Source organism: Caulobacter sp. GW821-FHT09B11 (genome assembly GCF_059418205.1).
Genome location: NZ_JBWKPK010000010.1, coordinates 97,623 through 115,381, shown reverse-complemented (window position 1 = coordinate 115,381; position 17,759 = coordinate 97,623). Strand labels below are relative to the sequence as shown.

Below are 17,759 nucleotides of genomic sequence, written 5' to 3'. Positions count from 1 at the left end.
CATAAAGGCGTTACGCCAAGCGCGCTCGCGCGACGGGAGGGGCGGCTTAGCGCGAGACCCGGTCCAGGAACCCGACGATCCCCGCCGCCAGGGCCGGCTCCATCACCGCGCTCATGTGGTCGCCGGGCACGCGCCGGGCGTGGGCGTTGGGCAGCAGGCCGGCCAGGGCCTCGGCCGAGCCGTTGTCGTCGTCGCGCTGGCCGGCGATGACCAGGGTCGGCACGTCGATGCGGGCGATGTCTTCGGCTGAGGTCGGCACGAAGGCGTTCAGCACCCCCAGCATGGCCTCGGGCTTGAGGCCGCCGGCGGCGATCATGGCCTGCACGCGGCGGCCCGCGCGGGGGTCCTTGGCCTGCTCGCCGTTGCGGATGGCGTCCTCGAACATCGCCGCCCGCTCGCCCGCGCCCATCAGGCCCGAAGCGCCCATGCCGGCCAGCACCAGCCGCTCGGGCCGCGCCCCGCGCACCAGCATCCGCACCGCCGTGCGCGCGCCCAGCGAATAGCCCACAAGATCGTAGTCGGTGAGGTGCAGGTGCGAGACCAGGGCTTCCTGGTCCATGGCCAGCACGTCGGCGGGCCAGGCGGCGGGATCGGTGGGGGCGTCCGAGCGACCGTGGCCGCGCAGGTCGGGGGCGATCACCTTGCGGCCGGCCTGGGCCAGGGCCGCGGCGATGCCGGGCAGGAACCAGTTGCTCTCGGCGCTGGCCAGGAAACCGTGCAGCAGCAGGGTCGGCCAGCCCTCGCCCAGGGTGCGGTAGGCGATGGAGACGCCGTCGAAGCTCTGGAATCGCTGGACCGGAAGCATGGGGGCAGCTTCCGCGCAGTTGCACCATCAGTCCAGAGTCTCGATTTCGTCGCCGTGGATCGCTACATCGGGGCCATGACCCGTCAAATTCCCCTGCAAGGCGTCGAGAACTTCCGCGACTACGGCGACTACGCCGCCGGGGCGGGCCGGTTGAAGAAGGGCCTGCTGTTCCGCGCCGCCCACCAGGCCGACGCCACCGACGAGGACCTCTCGGCCATGGCGGCCCTGGGCATCGTCACCATCGTCGACCTGCGCCGCAGCCAGGAGCGCAGCCACCAGCCCTCGCGGCGCTGGGCAGGCTTCGCCGCCGAGGTGATCGACAACGACCTGGGCGGCCACGGCGATGATCCCTGGCTGACCTTCCTGCGCGGCTGGGATTTCTCGGAAGGCGACTTCCGCGCGTACATGATGGAATCCTATCGCCGGAAGCCGTTCACGCCGCGCCACGTCGATCTCTTCAGGCGCTACTTCGCGGCCCTGGCGCAGGCGAAGGGGCCGGTGCTGATCCACTGCGCCGCCGGCAAGGACCGCACGGGCCTGTTGGCCGCCCTGACCCACAGCCTGGCGGGCGTGTCGCGCGACGACCTGGTCGAGGACTACCTGGCCACCAACGATCCCGAGCGCTACGGCCGCATCGGCGAGCAGATCGGCCGCCACTTCGCCGACTATACCGGCTCGGTCCCGCCCGAAGCGGCGATCCGCGCGGCCCTGGGCGTCGAGGCCGAATACATCCTGGCCTCGATCGAGGCCATGGAGGCGGCCCACGGCTCGATCGAGGCCTATCTGGAGGCGGTGCTGGGCGTGGATGCGGCCGCGCGCGAGGCGATCTCGGCGCATATCCTGGCCTAGGCTTCGCCTACGAGCTAGCGGGACGCCTCCGGAAAGCGGGCCAGCTTCCGCACGTCGCCTGGGTCGTGCTGGACGGTGATCCGCGCCTTCAGGGTGGTCGCCAGCCGGGCGAGGCGATCGATCGACGCCAGGGAGTCGGCGCGGTCGGTGTTCCAGGTCGGCACGCGGCGCGGCGCCAGCTGGGCTTTCAGGTGGGCGACGTCGCCGCTGAGGATCACCGCCCCGGTCCGGGGAAGCCGGACCAGCAGCGCCTGTTCGCCGGGCGTGTGGCCGGGCGCGGCCAGGATCGTGACCGATCCGTCGCCGAACACGTCGCGGTCGCCCTGGACCGGATCGACGGCCCCGCCGCCGGTCAGCCAGGGCGTCAGCAGGCCGGGATCGGCGAAGGGCGGCGATCCTGCGCGCAGGGCGGCCAGATCCGCCGCGCCGATCAGCAGGGTGGCGCGCGGGAACAGGGCCGCCTGTCCGACATGGTCGAAATGATAGTGGCTGATCGCCAGCCGGCCGATCTGGTCGGGGCGCACGCCGATCGCGGCCAGCTGGCTTTCTAGGTCCTGGTCGAGGGTGGCGCTGATCGGCTGGGTGTCCAGCGGCTTGCCCAGCAGCGCGCGCGGCAGGCCCGCGTCCCACAGCAGGTAGTCGTCGCCGTGCCGGATGAGATAGCAGCCGTTGCTGAGCCGGCGGGTCTGGCCGGCATAGGCGCCGGTGTCCGACAGCGGCGAGGCGTCGTTCATCTGGATCCGGCCGCAGTCCAGCCGCCACAGGCGCAGCGGCGCCGGCTCTGGTGCGGGCGTCGCGGCCGTCGCCGAAACCGCGCCCAGAGCGCCCAGGGTCAGGAAAAGGCTCGTTGTCAGTCTCAACCAGGCTCTACGCATGTCGTCCTCACTCGTGGAAGGAGGATCGACTAGCCGGGGAGCGGGCCGGGCGAGGCCCCCGGACGCTCGACGATGAGCCCGAAACGCTCGCTTTGCGGCTTGCCTTGCCGCACCTGCCCGTCGAAGGGTTTGGCCATGGACCTCGACCCTTCCGCGATCACCGACAAGAGCCTGCGCCAGACGTTGCTGGCGCGTCTGGCGGCGCTCAGGTCGCGGGGCGCGGCGGGGGCGCATCACTATGCCGGGTCCGACGGCGGGGCGGTGTTCGGCTACTGCTGCTTCGTCCGCGAGCGGATCGCCCAGCTGCGTCTCTCCGATCCGCTGATCGTCGTCGTGCTCAGCGGCGCCAAGGAGCTTTGGGCCGGCGAGCGCTGCGAGCGCATTCCGGCCGGCGTTCCCTTCGTCATCCCGGCCGGGGTGACCTTCGACATCGTCAATGCGCCGGACGCCGCCACGGGGCGCTACGAGTCTGTCGCCATCACCATCGACGAGGCGCTGCGGCGATCGGCGCGACGCCTGGCCGGGCCCGGGGATCAGCCGGAGCGGGCCGGACGCAGGGCTTCCAGGTCGGCCATCGACCTGACGCCGGACTTGGTCGAGGCGTTCGGCCACGCCGCCGCCGCCCTGACCGATCCCGGCCAGGCGACGGCCCTGGCGCGACACCGCATCCTCGAGATCCTGCTGCTGGTGCGGCGCGCGCCGGCCGCCGCCGGTCTTTTCGCCGCGACGATCCGGACGCGGGCCGAGGAGATCGTCCGCCAGGATCCGGGGCGGGCCTGGCGGGTGGAGGCCCTGGCGAGGGACATGGGCCTGGGCGCCTCGACCCTGCGACGACGGCTGGCGGCCGAAGGCGGATCGTTCCGCGAACTGCTGCTGGAGGCCCGGATGGCGGCGGCGCAGGAGTTGCTGATCCACGACGCCTACAGTGTGGCGCCAGGCGGCGCAGGCGGCCGGCTACAGCTCGCGGTCGCATTTCGCGCGGCGGTTCCTGGTCGCCCACGGGGTTCGCCCGAGCCGCCTGCGTGCGGTGACGACGTGACAAACGCTCGTTTGCGAGCCAGGCTCCGCTTCAGGGCCGCGTCAGACGGCCCCATGGGAAGGGCGGAGAGGCATGAGCGAGGTCCTGGACGGCGCGCCGTCGGCCGTGGGTGAAGGCTCGCGCGTCCCGCAATCAGCTCCGGTTAAGGCGCCCTTGACCCGGGGCGGGCTGTCCTGGGTGCTGCACCAGGGCTCGCGCGACGTCTATGTGGTGCTGGTCACCATCTACATCTTCGCCCCCTACTTCTCGGGCGTGCTGGTCGGCGACCCGGTGCGGGGCCAGGCGATCATGGCCCAGATCGCCACCGCCTACGGCCTGCTGGTGGCCCTGACCGCGCCGGTGCTGGGCGCGTCGATCGAGCAGTACGGGCCGCGCAAGCCGCTGATCACCCTGGCCCTGACCACCATGCTGCCGCTGCTGGTGCTGCTGTGGTGGGCCATGCCCGCCGGCGGGCTGCCGCTGTGGGCGACATCGCTGGTCCTGGTCGTGCTGGGCGTGGCCTACAACTGGGGCGACGCGCTGAACAACGCCCTGCTGCCGCGCGCGGCGGCGAGCCCGGCCCAGGCGCCGCTGCTGTCGGGCCTGGGCTATTTCCTGTCCAACGGCCTGTCGGTGCTGATGCTGGTGCTGATGCTGTGGGGCTTCGTGCTGCCGGGGCAGGTCGACTGGCCGGGCGTCCCCAAGGCGCCGCTGCTGGGCCTGTCGACCGGCAACCACGAGCCCAGCCGCCTGGCCGGGCCGCTGTCGGCGCTGATCATGGCCCTGGGCGCGATCCCGTTCCTGCTGTGGACGCCGGACGCGCCGCGCACCGGCCTTTCGGCCCGCGCCAGCCTGACGGCGGGTCTGGCGCTGCTGCGCGACACCTTCGCCAACCTCAAGGGCCATCGCGACGTGGCGACCTTCCTGGGCGCGCGCATGCTCTATTGCGACGGCATGACGGCGCTCCTGGTGTTCGGCGGGCTGTTCGCCGCCGGGCTGATGGGCTGGGGGCCGCTGGAGATGCTGGTCTACGGCGTGTCGCTGAGCCTGTTCGGCTCGCTGGGCGGCTTCCTGGCCCCGACCCTCGACCGCCGGCTCGGACCCAAGCGGGCGGTGCAGGTCGAGATCGCCGGCTGCCTGGTCGCCCTGATCTGCGCCCTGGGCATGCGGCGCGACCGCATCCTCTATGTCTTTCCCTACGATCCCGCCGGACCGGCGGTGTGGGACGGGCCGTTGTTCCGCACCGCGCCCGAGCTGCTCTATGTCGGCCTGGGCCTGATCATCGCCGTCTGCGTCACCGCCCAGTACGCCTCGAGCCGCACCCTGCTGGTGCGTCTGGCCCCGGCGGACCGCACGGCGGCCTTCTTCGGGCTCTACGCCCTGTCGGGCACGGCGACGGTGTGGCTGGGCTCGGCCCTGGTGGCGGCGGCGACCTCGGTGTTCAGGAGCCAGGTCGCCGGCTTCCTGCCGATAGTCGGCCTGCTGGCCCTGGGCTTGGTCGCCCTGTTCGCGGTGCGCGGCGGCGGACGCGAGGCTTGAGGCGCCAGCCGGACGCGCCTATCACCCGCCGATGCGCGACGTCGCCCTCATCGCCACCCCCTGGCGCGACCCTCTCTGGGCGGCGGCCCCCTGGCGCGACGAGCCCTTCGCCTGCGCCCTGCTGTCGGGCGGGGCGGGCGAGCGCTGGTCCTACCTGCTGCGCGATCCCGACCAGACCCTGACACTGGCCGCCGACGATCGCCGCGATCCCTTTCAGGCCCTGCAGGAACTGGTGGGCGCCAATCTGCCGGCCGATCCGGAAGGCCCGCCGTTCCAGGGCGGGGTGGTGGGTCTAGCGTCCTACGAGCTGGGCGACCGGATCGAGGCCCTGAACCTTCCGCGCGGCGACTGGCCCGACCTGGTCTGCGCCCGCTATCCGGCCCTGCTGGCCTTCGACCATCTGGCGCGGACCATCGTCGCCGTCGGTCGCGGCGAGGGGATGGCCCAGGCGCAGGCCCGCGCCCGCGCCGCCCTGGCCTGGCTGGACGCCCCGGCCCGCGACCCCTTCGACGGCCGGTTGTGCGATGCGTTGCAGGCCGAGCCGCCCGCCGCCTACGAGACGGCGGTGGCCCAGGTGGTCGAGCGGATCCTGGCCGGCGAGATCTTCCAGGCCAACATCGCCCGGGCCTGGCGCGGACGGCTGGCGGCTGGCGCCGATCCCTTCGACCTCTTCGTGCGCCTGCGGAGCACGAGCCCGGCGCCGTTCTCGGCCTGGCTGCGCCTGCCGGGGCGGGCGATGGTGTCGAACTCGCCCGAGCGGTTCCTCAAGGTGCGCGGCGGGGCGATCGAGACCCGGCCGATCAAGGGCACCCGGCCGCGCGGCGCGACGCCGTCGCAGGACCGCGCCCTGGCCGCCGAGCTGCTGGCCAGCGCCAAGGACCGGGCCGAGAACCTGATGATCGTCGACCTGATGCGCAACGACCTGGCCAGGGTCAGCCCGGCCGGGACCGTCCGCACGCCCGAGCTCTTCAAGGTCGAGACCTACGCCAACGTCCATCACCTGGTCTCGACGGTGGAGGGGCGGCTGAAGCTCGGCCTCGGCGTCGCCGACCTGCTGCGGGCGACCTTTCCGCCCGGCTCGATCACCGGCGCGCCCAAGGTGCAGGCCATGAAGGTGATCGCCGGCCTGGAGGGGCCGCGCGGCCCCTATTGCGGCTCGCTGTTCTGGGCGGGCTTCGACGGGGCCTTCGAGTCCAGCGTGCTGATCCGCTCGGTGGGACTGGTCGAGGACGACGCGGGCTGGCGGCTGGAGGCCAAGGCCGGGGCGGGCGTCGTCGCCGACAGCGATCCGCTGTCCGAGCGCCTGGAGACCGAGGCCAAGATCGACGCCCTGCGCCGGGCGCTGACCGGGGAGGGGGCATGACGATCGACGCCGTTCCGCTGACTGACATTCCTTTGACCGACAGGGGCCTGCTGCTGGGCGACGGCCTGTTCGAGACCCTGCTGGCCGTGGACGGCGCGGTCCGTCACGTCGAGGCCCACCTCGACCGCATGGCCGCCGGTTGCGAGGTCATCGGCCTGCCGCCGCTGGATCGCGACGCGGCCCGCGCCCTGGTCGAGGCCGCCCCGGCGACCGCCGGCCTGACCGAGGGCCGCGCCGCCGTGCGCCTGACCCTGACGGCCGGCTCGGGCGGACGAGGCTTGGACCGGCCCGAGGCGCCGGTCTTGCGCCTCTTCGCATCGTGCGCCGCGGCGCCGCCGGCCGGGGCGCCGGCGCAGGCGGTGATCGCCACGGTCCGCCGCAACGAGGGCTCGCCGGCCTCGCGGCTGAAGACCCTGGCCTATCTCGACAACGTGCTGGCCCGAAGCCAGGCCCGGGCGGCGGGGGCGGACGAGGCGCTGATGCTGAACAACCGCGGGGAGCTGGCCTGCGCCTCGGCCGGCAACCTGTTCTGGCTGGACGGCGAGACCCTGGCGACGCCGGCTCTGGCCTGCGGCGTGTTGGCGGGCCTGGCGCGGGGACGGGTGATGGCGGCCGCGCGCGGCATGGGCCTGGCGGTGGTCGAGGTCGCCGTCGGACCCGAGGCGCTGACGGCGGCTCAGGCGGTGTTCCTGACCAACAGCCTGACCGGGGTGCGGCCGCTGCGGCGGCTGGACGGCCGCGCGCTGGGCGAGGATCCCCGCGTCGCGGCCCTGGCGGCGGCGATCTAAAGCCCTACGACGTCGACCAGGTCACCGTGTCGGACTTGCGCGGCCGCAGGAAGAAGGTGCGCCGGAAGGTGATGCTCTTCGACACCAGCAGCGAGGTCGGCGACGAATAGACGTAGCTGGCCGTGCTCATGATCACGCTGCTGCTCTTGGGCAGCACGCCGTCGGAGACGGTGACGCTGGCGTTGGCCTTCGGGCAGTCGGAGGCGTTGCTGTTGGCGGTCCAGGCCACGGTGCCCTTGCGGGTGCCGTCGGCGGCCGCGGTGCTGGTGTCCGAGGTCAGGCTGACCAGGCACATCTTCAGGCCGGTCGACGAGAACGGTGACATCACCGTCTTGCCGATCGCGAAGATGTCGTTGGCCCGGGTCTGGGTGATGGTCGAGCTCTGGGCCGCGATGTCGCCGATCAGCGAGGTGGTGTGGCTGAGGCGGCGCTGGGCCATCATCGCCTGGGTCACCTCGCCCATGCCGAAGTAGAATAGCAGCAGCAGCGGCGCCAGGAGGGCGAACTCCACGGCGACGGCGCCGCGCTTGTCGCGCCAGAGGCGCGCGGCCGGCGAGCGCCGGAGGCGCGCGGGGGAGACGGGGCGGCGGATCATGTGGGGCACGTCACGCTGGTGGCCGTGCTGCTGTTGTACGGCTCGTTGACGAAGGCGGTGGAGGCCGTGAGCGTGCGCTTGCCCTGGCTGTTGGCCGACAGCACGGTCTGCAGCAGGGGCGTGACCACCGGCCAGGCGTAATAGGCTCGGACCAGGACCAGCGAAGCTGGGCCGCCGGGATCCCAGCAGGTGTTGGTCGGCGTCGTCAGGCTGGTGGCCGAGGCGAAGGTGGTGACCGTGCGCACGTCGATGCGCAGGGCCGAGGCGCAGGGGCCTTCCAGCCACGACATGTGGCCGCAGGTCGAGGTCTTGAAGCTGCTGGCGGTGCCGCCCGCGACCTGGACCTGGCCGGTGCGGATCTCGCGGCTGGTGTCGATGACCGCGTTCTCCAGGGTCACCGCGGCGAAATAGATCAGCCCCAGTTCGAACAGGCCGAAGAACAGCAGCAGGAAGGGGATCAGCAGCAGGGCGAACTCGACCGCCGTCGCGCCGCCCTCGTCGCGCGCCAGGGCGGCCGCGCGGCCGAACGGCAGGCGGCGGGCGGCGAGCCGGAGGCGGGCTCGGAACGATACGGGCGGCTTCCCCATGCGAAGGTCCGTGGCTGACACCGGGCGACCCTAGCCCATGCTTCCTAACCGCCCCCTAACCGCCTGCGGTCGGGAGAGATGCGAGGAGCTAATGGTGGAAGACGCGCATGCGCGCGCCTGTACGTGAGGGGCTCAGGGCTGGCCGGCCGCGGGGGCGGCGGTGGTCGAGGTCAGGACGGTGCAGCGGCCGTCGCAGGCGTAGGTCGAGGCGCTGGCGCCGCGCTGGACGGTGACGGCGTCGGCCGAGACCTCGGTGACCAGCACCTGGCCGCCGGCCAGCGTGCGGCCCTGGCCGTCGAAGGCGAACACGGTGGTCACGCCCACGCGCTTGCCCAGGATCACCAGGGTGCGGTCGTTGACCACGCTGACGTCGGCGATCTGCGGGTCGCCGACCACGATCTCGCGGGCCGCGCCGCCCAGGGGCAGGGTGGTCGCCTGGCCGGCGGCCACCGAGAGGGTGCGCGGGGCGGCCGGAGCCGGGGTCGGAGACGCCGCGTGAGCGGCCGCGGCGGCCGCGCAGAGGCTGAAGAAGGCGGCGATGGCGAGCGAGAGGCGGCGCATGGCGGTCCTGTCGGAGCAAATTCAACGCCCATGACTCTGCCGAAGAATGGTCAATAAAAGACTAAGGACTGCTGGCCTGCGACAAACTGGACTGTTCAAAAGTCCTTAGAAATAAGGCGGTTGCGACGCTCGAAAACCGACTTGGTTAAGAGTTGCTAATGGTAAAATTAAATAAACCAAAAGAAAAATCACGGAAAAACTCCGTTGTTTACTGTCGATTAAGCGAGGTTGGCGAAATTGATCGTGTTTTCGGGGGTAAACAAGTCGCCGCGGCTTGCTGACCCAGCCAAGTTTTTCTCAGCAGGAGATCAAGTCATGTCGAAGTTTGTCACGCGCTTCCTGAAGGACGAGTCGGGCGCCACGGCCATCGAGTACGGCCTCATCATCGCCCTGATCGCCGTCGTCATCGTGACCGCGTTCACCACCCTGCGTCCGGCCCTGGAAGGCGCCTTCGGTCGCGCCACCACCGAGCTGACCACCGCGGCCGCCGGCTAATAGCCAGCGGTTGAAGGAGAGGCGACTGATGGTCGTGTTCTGCGAACGCTTCCTGAAGGACCGCCGGGGCGCGACCTCGATCGAGTACGGCCTCATCGCCGCCTTGATCAGCATCGTCGTCCTGGCCGCCGTCCAGCTCCTGGTTCCGGCCATCGCCGGGGCCTTCGGCCAAGCCGAGACCCAGCTCAGAGCCGTCGCGCAGTAAAAAGCGACAGCGCAGAGCTTCAGAACTTGGGCCGCGTCCTCGCAAGGGACGCGGCCCTTGTCTTTTCCGGCGTCTGCTTTGCTGATCTTCGACGAAGTCTTCGATCTTGGTTTTCGGCGCCGCTCGGAAACCATTGCTTCATCGGCGGCGGGGTAGAGTTCCTCGCACGAGCCGCCCAGGATCCAAGATGCAGACCCTGTCCTTCCTTCCCCTGATCGTCTTCGCCGGCCTGGCGGTGGTCGCCGGCCTGAAGGACGTCACCAGCTACACCATCCCCAACTGGATCTCGCTGGCGCTGCTGGCCGCGTTCCCTTTCGCGGCGCTGCTGGGCGGCGCGGGCTGGGTCACGGCGGGCCTGTGTCTGGCGGTGGGCTTTGGCCTGCTGCTGGTCGGCATGCTGATGTTCGCCCTGCGCTGGGTGGGCGGCGGCGACGCCAAGTTCCTGGCCGCCTGCGCCCTGTGGATGGGCGTGTCGGGCCTGCCGACGTTCCTGCTGTTCACGGCCCTGGCCGGCGGCGCCCTGACCATCGGCCTGATGACCCTGCGCGCCGGCTGGCTGGAGCCGATCATCGCCGGCGGCCCGGCCTGGATGCGCCGCCTGGGCGACAAGAAGGGCGACGTGCCCTACGGCGTGGCCATCGCGGCCGGCGCCCTGGCGGCTCTCCCGCAGAGCGCGATCGGGCTTTCGATCCTCAACTAGGCGAGCCGCGCGCCGCGTCCCGCGGCCGCGTCAGGCTGTCGCGGCCGGGAAGCCCCTTGGAGGGCGGGTCCTTTAGCGGCTGTTAACCATGGGCGCCCCAGTCTGGGATGCGGCCAGAACGGCTGTCGATCCAAGCGTCCGCTGGCCTGAAGGCCGCGACGCCCGCAGCCCGCCTTGCCGACCAGAGCCCCGCCCCGCGCATGAACCCCGTCAGAATCATCATCGTCCTGGTGGCCGCCGCTTCGGCGATCGGCCTGGCCGTGCTGATGCAGAAGGCCGTCGGCGGCAAGTCCGCCAAGGCTGTCGCTGTCGCCTCGGCCCCCGCGCCGGGCCTCGACGCCAAGCCCATGACCCTGGTCCTGGTCGCCAAGCGCGACCTGACGATCGGCGCGCGCCTCGGCCGCGACGACGTCGAGTGGAAGGCCTGGCCGGCCGACGCCGTCAGCCCCGTCTACATCACCAACGGCGCGGCCCCGGTCGAACCCGCCAACGGCGCGGCCAAGGCGGTCAAGACCGTCGGCGACGCCACCGGCCTGGGCGGCGCGGCTCCCGAGGCCGCCGTCGAGGGCGCGATCGTCCGTGACCCGCTGCTGGCCGGCGAACCCATCGTGCCGCGCAAGATCGTCCGCGGCGGCGAAGGCGGCTACCTGTCCGTCGTGCTCTCGCCCGGCGCCCGCGCCATGGCCGTGCCGGTCACCTCCGAGACCGCCGCCGGCGGCTTCATCCTGCCCGGCGACCGGGTCGACGTGCTGCAGACCCGCGACGCGCCGAACACCGAAGGCGCCAACACCGGCAAGCAGGTGATGGCCGAGACCGTGCTCCAGAACATCCGCGTCCTGGCCCTCGACCAGTCGACCTCGGCCGACAAGGACGCCAAGACCATCGTCGCGGCCACCGCCACCCTCGAGGTGCGCCCGGTCGAGGCCGAGGCCCTGACCCGCGCCAAGGCCGCGGGCCCCGTCACCCTGGCGCTGCGCGCCTACACCGACCTGGGCGGCCCCTCCGGCGTCGCCGCCACGTCCCAGGACTCCACGGTCATCCGCATCAATCGCGGCGGACAGACCTCCAGCATCGCGGTGCGCCAATGATCCGCCGGTTCGCTTCCGTCTCGCTCGCCGTCCTGACGGCCCTGGGTCCCGTGGCGGCCCCCGTCGCGGCCTGGGCCGACGGCCCGCCGGCCGGCGACCGGGTCTATCGCCCGGCCCGCGCCGCCGTCCGCCCCGTCGCGCCGGCCCCCGACGTCTACCAGCAGCCGGTCGCCGACCAGGTGCTGCGCATCGACCTGACCGCCGGTCCGGGCGCCCGCACGCTGAACCTGCCGCGCGGCAAGTCGGCGATCATCGAGCTGCCCGCCGACGTGCGCGACCTTCTGGTGACCAACCCGCAGGTGGCCGACGCCGTGCTGCGCAACCCGCGCCGCATCTACGTCCTGGGCCTGGGCAAGGGCACGACCGACGCGGTCTTCTTCGACGCCGCCGGCCGCCGGCTGCTGTCGCTGGCCATCCGCGTCGACGAGGACTCCAGCACGCTGCAGGACACCCTGCGACGGGTGCTGCCCACCGCCAACATCGAGGTGCAGGCCGTCCGCGACAGCCTGATCCTGACCGGCACGGCGGCCAATGCGGTCGACGCCAACACCGCCTCGCAGATCGCCGCCCAGTTCGTCAGCAAGCCCGACCAGGTGGTCAACCTGCTGGCGGTCGCCGGCAAGGACCAGGTGACGCTGAAGGTCCGGGTCATCGAGGTCCAGCGCAACATCGTCAAGCAGCTGGGCGTCAACGTCTCGGCCGCGCTGAACCAGCTGGGCAGCAACAACTTCTCGGTGGGCTTCCAGCCCAAGTACGCGATCAACAACGGCCTGCAGGGCGGCGGCACGATCGGCGCCACCATCGGCGGCAGCGACAACAGCGCCACGGCCACCGTGCAGGCGCTCGAGCGCGTGGGCCTGGTGCGCACGCTGAGCGAGCCGAACCTGACGGCGGTGTCCGGCGAGGCCGGCCGCTTCCTGGTCGGCGGCGAGTTCCCGGTGCCGGTCGACATGTCCGAGACGGGCAAGGTCAGCCTGCAGTTCAAGCCCTACGGCGTCAGCCTGGGCTACACGCCCGTGGTGATGTCGGGCGGCCGCATCTCGCTGAAGCTGTCGACCGAAGTCTCCGAGCTGACCAGCGTCGGCGCCTACACCCTGACCTCGGGCTCCTCGACGATCGTGGTGCCGGGCCTCAGCGTGCGCCGCGCCGAAACCACCGTCGAGCTGCCCTCGGGCGGTTCGCTGATGATCGCCGGCCTGCTGCAGCAGCAGAGCAAGGAAAACATCGACGCCCTGCCGGGGCTCAAGAGCCTGCCGATCCTGGGCGGCCTGTTCCGGTCGCGCGACTATCTGAACGGCGAGACCGAGCTGGTGATCCTGGTCACCCCCTACATCGTCGATCCGACCAGGCCCGGCGACCTGCAGACGCCGGCCGACGGCCTGCGCCTGGCGGGCGACATGGGCACGGTGCTGCTCGGGCGGCTGAACGCGGTGGTCAAGGCGCCGGCCGGGGCCAACGCCAACCGCAGCTACCAGGGGCCTGTCGGCTATGTCATCGAATAGGGGCGCGGCCATGACGCGATGCACTCTTCAGCGCCTGACCGCGACCGTCGCGGGCCTGGCCGTCCTCACCGCCCTGTCGGGCTGCGCCTCGGCGATGAACGAAGCGCGGGCCGACGCCGCGGCGATCGCGCCGCCGCCGGCCACGACCGAGACCCAGCAGTGGGAACAGCGGGTGGGCATCGACGCCGCGCCCGACGAGATCCTGCTCGCGATCCACGCCGAAGGCCTGTCGCCGCGCCAGGCCGAGGCGCTCGACGCCCTGGCCGCGCGCTGGATCGAGGCCGAGGCCCGCGAGATCGTCATCGGCGCCCCGGCGGGCGGACGCGACGCCCGGTCCGCCGACCGGATGATCGCCGCCGCCCGCGCGCGCCTGACCGCGTCCGGGGCGGCCGGCGCGGCCATCCGCGTGACCAGCTACGACGCCGGCGGCGACAAGAGCCCGGTGCTGCGGGTCGGCTACGTGCGCTACACGGCGACCCCGCCCCAGTGCGGCCAGAACTGGGACGACCTGACGGCCACCCGCAAGAACGACGTCTACGCCAACTTCGGCTGCGCCATCACGGCCAACATCGCCGCCCAGGTGGCCAATCCCCAGGACCTGCTCGGCCCGCGTCCGACGACGCCGGCCGACGCCGGCCGCCGCGACACCGTGTTCGACAAGTATCGCAAGGGCGAGAAGACCGCGTCGACTCGCGAGCCGCAGGCGTCCGGGGCCATTTCGGAGGCGGTGAAGTGACGACGCGCGACCACGACCCCTTCGACCTGGGCTTCGAGGCCGACGATGAGTTCGCCTCGCCGGCCGCCGGCGATCCCTGGCGCGCGGCTCCGGCCGCGCCCGCCGCCGCCCAGGCCCACGCCGCCGCCTCCGCGGCGCTGGGCGCCGATCCGTTCGCCGACTTCCCGCCGGCCCGCCCGCGCTCGGAGCCGGCCGCGCCGTCCAACCCGTTCGCCGAGCTGGCGCCCGCCGCCGCCGCGGCCTTCGCCGCGGCTCCGGCCGCGACGCTGGAGATCGCCCGCCCGCAGGCCGCGCCCCAGGTCCAGACCTGGTCCGCGCCGCCCGCCGAGGACATCCTGCCCGGCGCCGACGCGACCACCGGCGAGGCCAGCGTGCCGCGCATCGCCATCCACGCCTTCGGCGTGCGGGCCGAGACCCTGGCGATCATCGAGGCCGCGGCCGCCGACCGCCGCATGGCCCGCGCCAGCGTCTCCACCCGCTCCGGCGGCCTGGAAGCGGCCGTCGACTTCTACCAGAACCAGCCGACGCCCTCGCTGGTGCTGGTCGAGACCATGGACTCGGCCCAGCGCATGCTGGCCCTGCTGGACGGCCTGGCCCAGGTCTGCGACCCGGGCACCAAGGTCGTGGTCATCGGCCAGACCAACGACATCGCCCTCTATCGCGAGCTGATGCGCCGCGGGGTCAGCGAGTACCTGACCCAGCCGCAGAGCCCGCTGCACGTGATCCGCGCGGTGACCGGGCTCTACGCCGACCCGTCGGCGCCCTTCGTCGGCCGCCAGGTGGCCTTCGTCGGCGCCAAGGGCGGGGTCGGAGCCTCGACCATCGCCCACAACTTCGCCTGGTCGATGGCCGAGCGCGTCGAGGCCGCGACGGTGATCGTCGATCTCGACCTGCCGTTCGGCACGGCCGGCCTCGACTTCAACCAGGACCCGCTGCAGGGCGTGCTCGACGCGCTGAGCCAGCCCGAGCGCCTGGACCCGGTGCTGATGGACCGCATGATGGTCCGCTGCGGCGACCGCCTGTCGCTGCTGGCCGCCCCGGCCACGCTGGAGCAGGACTACGACATCGGCGCCGACGCCTACGAGGAGGTGACGCAGAAGATGCGCGGCGCCGCCCCGTTCGTGGTGCTGGACATGCCGCACAACTGGGCCCCGTGGACCCGCCGGGTGCTGGTGGGCAGCGACGACCTCGTCATCGTCGCCACGCCGGACCTGGCGTCCCTGCGCAACGCCAAGAACATCGTCGACCTGGTGCGCCAGGCCCGTCCCAACGACGCGCCGCCGCGCCTGGTGCTGAACCAGGTGGGCGTGCCCGGCCGTCCCGAGATCCCGGTCAAGGATTTCGGCGAGGCCCTGGGCGTGACGCCGTCCCTGGTGCTGCCGTTCGATCCCAAGCTGTTCGGCCAGGCGGCCAACAACGGCCAGATGGTCGCCGAGGTGGCCCCCAAGTCGAAGGCGGCCGAGGGCATCGATCACCTGGCGCGGCTGATCAGCCGCCGCGAGGCGCCGGCCGGCGCCAAGTCGGCTTCCATCCTGTCGGGCCTGTTCAAGAAGAAGTAGGGGCGAATGTTCGGCAAGCGCGATCAGGCCACCGTCACCGAGCGCCAGGCGCCGCCACCCGCCCCCACGGGCGGGGCGGCCATCGCCACGCGCCCGCAGCGGGTCGAGCCCGCCGCCGCTCCGGCCCCCAAGGCCTCGGCCCCCGCGCCCAAGCCCACGCAAGGCCTGGAACAGCTGCGCGCCGCCCAGGGCGCGGCCAACCAGACCGCCAACATCGTCCGTGAGCAGAGCGACTACTACCACGCCACGAAGACGACGATCTTCAACGCGCTGCTCAACACCATCGACCTCTCCCAGCTGGCCCAGCTCGACCAGAAGCAGGCCGCCGAGGAGATCCGCGACATCGTCGCCGAGCTGGTGGCGATCAAGAACGTCTCGATGTCGGTCTCCGAGCAGGAGCACCTGGTCCAGGACATCATCAACGACGTCCTCGGCTATGGCCCGCTGGAGCCGCTCCTGGCCCGCGACGACATCGCCGACATCATGGTCAACGGCGCACACCGGGTGTTCATCGAAGTCTCCGGCAAGGTGCAGCTGACCAACGTCCGCTTCCGCGACAACCTGCAGCTGATGAACATCTGCCAGCGGATCGTCAGCCAGGTCGGCCGCCGGGTCGACGAAAGCTCGCCGATCTGCGACGCCCGCCTTCCCGACGGCAGCCGCGTCAACGTCATCGCCCCGCCCTTGGCTCTCGATGGTCCCACCCTGACCATCCGGAAGTTCAAGAAGGACAAGCTGACGATGAAGAACCTGGTGGAGTTCGCCTCCATCAGCGCCGAGGGCGCGCGCGTCCTGGGCGTCATCGGCGCCTGCCGCTGCAACGTCATCATCTCGGGCGGCACCGGCTCGGGCAAGACGACCCTGCTCAACACCATGACCGCCTTCATCGACCCCACCGAGCGGGTCGTGACCTGCGAGGACGCGGCCGAACTGCAGCTGCAGCAGCCGCACGTGGTGCGCCTGGAAACCCGTCCGCCGAACCTGGAAGGCCAGGGCGCGGTGACGATGCGCGATCTGGTCAAGAACTGTCTGCGGATGCGTCCCGAGCGGATCATCGTCGGCGAAGTCCGCGGCCCGGAGGCGTTCGACCTCCTCCAGGCCATGAACACCGGCCACGACGGCTCGATGGGCACGCTGCACGCCAACAGCCCGCGCGAAGCCATCAGCCGCGTCGAGAGCATGATCACCATGGGCGGCTACGGCCTGCCCTCGAAGACCATCAAGGAGATGATCGTCGGCTCGGTCGACGTCATCATCCAGGCCGCCCGTCTGCGCGACGGCTCGCGCCGCATCACCCACGTCACCGAGGTGGTCGGGCTGGAAGGCGACGTGATCGTCACCCAGGACCTCTTCGTCTACGAGATCACCGGCGAGGACGAGCACGGCAAGGTGCTGGGCAAGCACCGCTCGACCGGCATCGCCCGGCCGCGCTTCTGGGACCGCGCTCGCTACTACGGGCTGGAACGCGAGCTGGCCGAAGCGCTGGACGCGGCTGAGTAAGGGTCGGCGATGTTCATCCTGATCGCCATCCTGGGCTTCATCACCATCGCGGGCCTGGGCTTCGTGCTGACGGGCGGCGGCGAGAGCGGCGGCGCCAAGGCCGCCAAGCGCGCCCAGGTCATCGTCGGCGGCGGCGAGCGCCAAGCCGCCGCGCGGGCCAAGGTCGCGGCCAACACCCCCGACGCCCGCCGCAAACAGATCCTCAAGACGCTCAAGGAACAGGACAAGAAGCAGAAGAAGGCCACCCTGACGGTCGCCGCCCGCCTGCGCGCCGCGGGCCTGGGCGAGAACGCCAGGATGTTCTGGATCATCAGCGGCGTCCTGGGCCTGATGGTCATGCTGGTGCTGCTGGTCGTGCAGAAGATCCCGCTGGTCGCCCTGGGCGGCGGCTTCGCCGCCGGCTTCGGCCTGCCGCGCTGGGTGGTCGGCTTCATGGCCGCCAAGCGCACCAAGAAGTTCACCGAGGCCTTCGCCGACGCCGTCGACATCATCGTCCGCGGCATCAAGTCGGGCCTGCCGGTGCACGACTGCCTGAAGATCATCGGCAAGGAGAGCCCCGAGCCCCTGGCCGGCGAGTTCCGGATCCTGACCGAGAACATCGCCATGGGCATGCCGCTGGATTCGGCCCTCGAGCGTCTCTACGAGCGCATGCCGACCTCGGAGGTGCGGTTCTTCGCGATCGTGCTCAACATCCAGCAGAAGACCGGCGGCAACCTGGCCGAGGCGCTGGGCAACCTGTCCACCGTGCTGCGCTCGCGCAAGCTGATGACCGAGAAGATCAAGGCGCTGTCGGCCGAAGCCGTGGCCTCGGCCTTCATCATCGGCTGCCTGCCGCCGGGCGTGATGGTGCTGATCACCGTCATCGCCCCCGACTACATGACCACCCTGTTCACCGACACGCGCGGGCGGCTGATGCTGCTGGGCGCGGCGATCTGGATGAGCTTCGGCATCTTCATCATGCGCCGCATGATCAACTTCAAGTTCTAGGGAGGAC

General features: G+C 71.6%; 17 protein-coding genes and 2 pseudogenes. 14 read left to right on the top strand and 5 right to left on the bottom strand.

Annotated elements, in window-relative coordinates:
• Positions 1 to 46: 46 nt before the first annotated feature.
• Positions 47 to 805, bottom strand: a complete 759-nt coding sequence (locus AC07N1_RS09875) for an alpha/beta fold hydrolase (protein WP_494671635.1) — start codon at positions 803 to 805, stop codon at positions 47 to 49.
• Positions 806 to 880: 75 nt separating this feature from the next.
• Between AC07N1_RS09875 and AC07N1_RS09870 the strand changes: the two genes are divergently transcribed.
• Positions 881 to 1,654, top strand: a complete 774-nt coding sequence (locus tag AC07N1_RS09870; RefSeq protein ID WP_494671677.1) for a tyrosine-protein phosphatase — start codon at positions 881 to 883, stop codon at positions 1,652 to 1,654.
• A 14-nt stretch (positions 1,655 to 1,668) separates the two neighbouring features.
• Here the strand turns inward: AC07N1_RS09870 and AC07N1_RS09865 are convergent, their stop codons facing one another.
• A complete protein-coding gene (locus AC07N1_RS09865; RefSeq protein ID WP_494671634.1) occupies positions 1,669 to 2,529 on the bottom strand; it encodes an N-acyl homoserine lactonase family protein in 861 nt (286 codons plus the stop codon).
• 135 nt (positions 2,530 to 2,664) lie between these two features.
• On the opposite strand from AC07N1_RS09865, the gene AC07N1_RS09860 reads away from it, so the two are divergent.
• From AC07N1_RS09860 to AC07N1_RS09845, 4 genes and pseudogenes are all read left to right on the top strand, one after another.
• Complete coding sequence (locus AC07N1_RS09860) at positions 2,665 to 3,681, top strand: helix-turn-helix domain-containing protein (RefSeq protein ID WP_494671633.1); 1,017 nt, start codon at positions 2,665 to 2,667, stop codon at positions 3,679 to 3,681.
• Positions 3,641 to 5,086, top strand: coding sequence for an MFS transporter (locus AC07N1_RS09855; protein ID WP_494671632.1), 1,446 nt, complete (start codon positions 3,641 to 3,643; stop codon positions 5,084 to 5,086). Before AC07N1_RS09860 ends, AC07N1_RS09855 begins: the two co-directional genes overlap by 41 nt.
• A 19-nt stretch (positions 5,087 to 5,105) precedes the next feature.
• Positions 5,106 to 6,449 (top strand): annotated as a pseudogene (gene pabB / locus AC07N1_RS09850) (aminodeoxychorismate synthase, component I); the annotation flags it as partial.
• Entirely contained in the window at positions 6,446 to 7,237 is a 792-nt protein-coding gene (locus AC07N1_RS09845) for an aminotransferase class IV (protein WP_494671631.1), read from the top strand. The pseudogene pabB and the gene AC07N1_RS09845, both read left to right, overlap by 4 nt.
• A gap of 4 nt (positions 7,238 to 7,241) precedes the next feature.
• On the opposite strand, the gene AC07N1_RS09840 is transcribed toward AC07N1_RS09845, so the two are convergent.
• The 3 genes from AC07N1_RS09840 to AC07N1_RS09830 form a co-directional block, all read right to left on the bottom strand.
• Positions 7,242 to 7,832 carry a TadE/TadG family type IV pilus assembly protein gene (locus AC07N1_RS09840; protein ID WP_494671630.1) on the bottom strand — a complete coding sequence of 197 codons (591 nt, stop codon included), beginning with the start codon at positions 7,830 to 7,832 and terminating at the stop codon, positions 7,242 to 7,244.
• Positions 7,829 to 8,419 carry a TadE/TadG family type IV pilus assembly protein gene (locus AC07N1_RS09835; protein WP_494671629.1) on the bottom strand — a complete coding sequence of 197 codons (591 nt, stop codon included), beginning with the start codon at positions 8,417 to 8,419 and terminating at the stop codon, positions 7,829 to 7,831. The genes AC07N1_RS09840 and AC07N1_RS09835 overlap by 4 nt, the downstream gene beginning before the upstream one ends.
• Before the next feature lie 132 nt (positions 8,420 to 8,551).
• On the bottom strand, positions 8,552 to 8,980 hold the full coding sequence (locus tag AC07N1_RS09830; protein ID WP_494671628.1) for a pilus assembly protein N-terminal domain-containing protein: 429 nt from the start codon (positions 8,978 to 8,980) through the stop codon (positions 8,552 to 8,554).
• A 315-nt stretch (positions 8,981 to 9,295) separates the two neighbouring features.
• Here AC07N1_RS09830 and AC07N1_RS09825 point away from each other — a divergent pair, with 315 nt between their 5' ends.
• The 9 genes and pseudogenes from AC07N1_RS09825 to AC07N1_RS09785 all read left to right on the top strand — a co-directional run bounded on the left by AC07N1_RS09825 (position 9,296) and on the right by AC07N1_RS09785 (position 17,752).
• Positions 9,296 to 9,475, top strand: a complete 180-nt coding sequence (locus AC07N1_RS09825; protein ID WP_494671627.1) for a Flp family type IVb pilin — start codon at positions 9,296 to 9,298, stop codon at positions 9,473 to 9,475.
• A gap of 28 nt (positions 9,476 to 9,503) precedes the next feature.
• Entirely contained in the window at positions 9,504 to 9,680 is a 177-nt protein-coding gene (locus AC07N1_RS09820; protein ID WP_494671626.1) for a Flp family type IVb pilin, read from the top strand.
• Between the two features lie 187 nt (positions 9,681 to 9,867).
• The gene (locus AC07N1_RS09815) at positions 9,868 to 10,380 is read left to right on the top strand and encodes an A24 family peptidase (protein ID WP_494671625.1); all 513 of its coding nucleotides are present in this window, start codon (positions 9,868 to 9,870) and stop codon (positions 10,378 to 10,380) included.
• Positions 10,381 to 10,580: 200 nt separating this feature from the next.
• A complete protein-coding gene (cpaB, locus tag AC07N1_RS09810) occupies positions 10,581 to 11,468 on the top strand; it encodes a Flp pilus assembly protein CpaB (RefSeq protein ID WP_494671624.1) in 888 nt (295 codons plus the stop codon).
• Positions 11,465 to 12,970 (top strand): type II and III secretion system protein family protein, encoded by a 1,506-nt coding sequence (locus tag AC07N1_RS09805; RefSeq protein WP_494671623.1) that lies wholly within the window; start codon positions 11,465 to 11,467, stop codon positions 12,968 to 12,970. The genes cpaB and AC07N1_RS09805 overlap by 4 nt, the downstream gene beginning before the upstream one ends.
• Positions 12,971 to 12,980: 10 nt before the next feature.
• Positions 12,981 to 13,706: a CpaD family pilus assembly protein gene (locus tag AC07N1_RS09800; protein ID WP_494671622.1), complete on the top strand. Its 726-nt coding sequence runs from the start codon at positions 12,981 to 12,983 to the stop codon at positions 13,704 to 13,706.
• Positions 13,703 to 15,265, top strand: a pseudogene (locus AC07N1_RS09795) (CpaE/TadZ family protein). The gene AC07N1_RS09800 and the pseudogene AC07N1_RS09795 overlap by 4 nt, the downstream one beginning before the upstream one ends.
• A gap of 6 nt (positions 15,266 to 15,271) precedes the next feature.
• Positions 15,272 to 16,765, top strand: a complete 1,494-nt coding sequence (locus tag AC07N1_RS09790; protein ID WP_494671621.1) for a TadA family conjugal transfer-associated ATPase — start codon at positions 15,272 to 15,274, stop codon at positions 16,763 to 16,765.
• A 9-nt stretch (positions 16,766 to 16,774) separates the two neighbouring features.
• Positions 16,775 to 17,752, top strand: coding sequence for a type II secretion system F family protein (locus tag AC07N1_RS09785; RefSeq protein ID WP_494671620.1), 978 nt, complete (start codon positions 16,775 to 16,777; stop codon positions 17,750 to 17,752).
• The last annotated feature ends 7 nt before the right edge of the window (positions 17,753 to 17,759 follow it).

Excerpts from the sequence above, each read along its gene's own strand:
- AC07N1_RS09875 (WP_494671635.1), bottom strand. The coding sequence starts at position 805 with ATGCTTCCGGTCCAGCGATTCCAGAGCTTCGACGGCGTCTCCATCGCC.
- AC07N1_RS09870 (WP_494671677.1), top strand. The coding sequence starts at position 881 with ATGACCCGTCAAATTCCCCTGCAAGGCGTCGAGAACTTCCGCGACTAC.
- AC07N1_RS09865 (WP_494671634.1), bottom strand. The coding sequence starts at position 2,529 with ATGCGTAGAGCCTGGTTGAGACTGACAACGAGCCTTTTCCTGACCCTG.
- AC07N1_RS09860 (WP_494671633.1), top strand. The coding sequence starts at position 2,665 with ATGGACCTCGACCCTTCCGCGATCACCGACAAGAGCCTGCGCCAGACG.
- AC07N1_RS09855 (WP_494671632.1), top strand. The coding sequence starts at position 3,641 with ATGAGCGAGGTCCTGGACGGCGCGCCGTCGGCCGTGGGTGAAGGCTCG.
- AC07N1_RS09845 (WP_494671631.1), top strand. The coding sequence starts at position 6,446 with ATGACGATCGACGCCGTTCCGCTGACTGACATTCCTTTGACCGACAGG.
- AC07N1_RS09840 (WP_494671630.1), bottom strand. The coding sequence starts at position 7,832 with ATGATCCGCCGCCCCGTCTCCCCCGCGCGCCTCCGGCGCTCGCCGGCC.
- AC07N1_RS09835 (WP_494671629.1), bottom strand. The coding sequence starts at position 8,419 with ATGGGGAAGCCGCCCGTATCGTTCCGAGCCCGCCTCCGGCTCGCCGCC.
- AC07N1_RS09830 (WP_494671628.1), bottom strand. The coding sequence starts at position 8,980 with ATGCGCCGCCTCTCGCTCGCCATCGCCGCCTTCTTCAGCCTCTGCGCG.
- AC07N1_RS09825 (WP_494671627.1), top strand. The coding sequence starts at position 9,296 with ATGTCGAAGTTTGTCACGCGCTTCCTGAAGGACGAGTCGGGCGCCACG.
- AC07N1_RS09820 (WP_494671626.1), top strand. The coding sequence starts at position 9,504 with ATGGTCGTGTTCTGCGAACGCTTCCTGAAGGACCGCCGGGGCGCGACC.
- AC07N1_RS09815 (WP_494671625.1), top strand. The coding sequence starts at position 9,868 with ATGCAGACCCTGTCCTTCCTTCCCCTGATCGTCTTCGCCGGCCTGGCG.
- cpaB (WP_494671624.1), top strand. The coding sequence starts at position 10,581 with ATGAACCCCGTCAGAATCATCATCGTCCTGGTGGCCGCCGCTTCGGCG.
- AC07N1_RS09805 (WP_494671623.1), top strand. The coding sequence starts at position 11,465 with ATGATCCGCCGGTTCGCTTCCGTCTCGCTCGCCGTCCTGACGGCCCTG.
- AC07N1_RS09800 (WP_494671622.1), top strand. The coding sequence starts at position 12,981 with ATGACGCGATGCACTCTTCAGCGCCTGACCGCGACCGTCGCGGGCCTG.
- AC07N1_RS09790 (WP_494671621.1), top strand. The coding sequence starts at position 15,272 with ATGTTCGGCAAGCGCGATCAGGCCACCGTCACCGAGCGCCAGGCGCCG.
- AC07N1_RS09785 (WP_494671620.1), top strand. The coding sequence starts at position 16,775 with ATGTTCATCCTGATCGCCATCCTGGGCTTCATCACCATCGCGGGCCTG.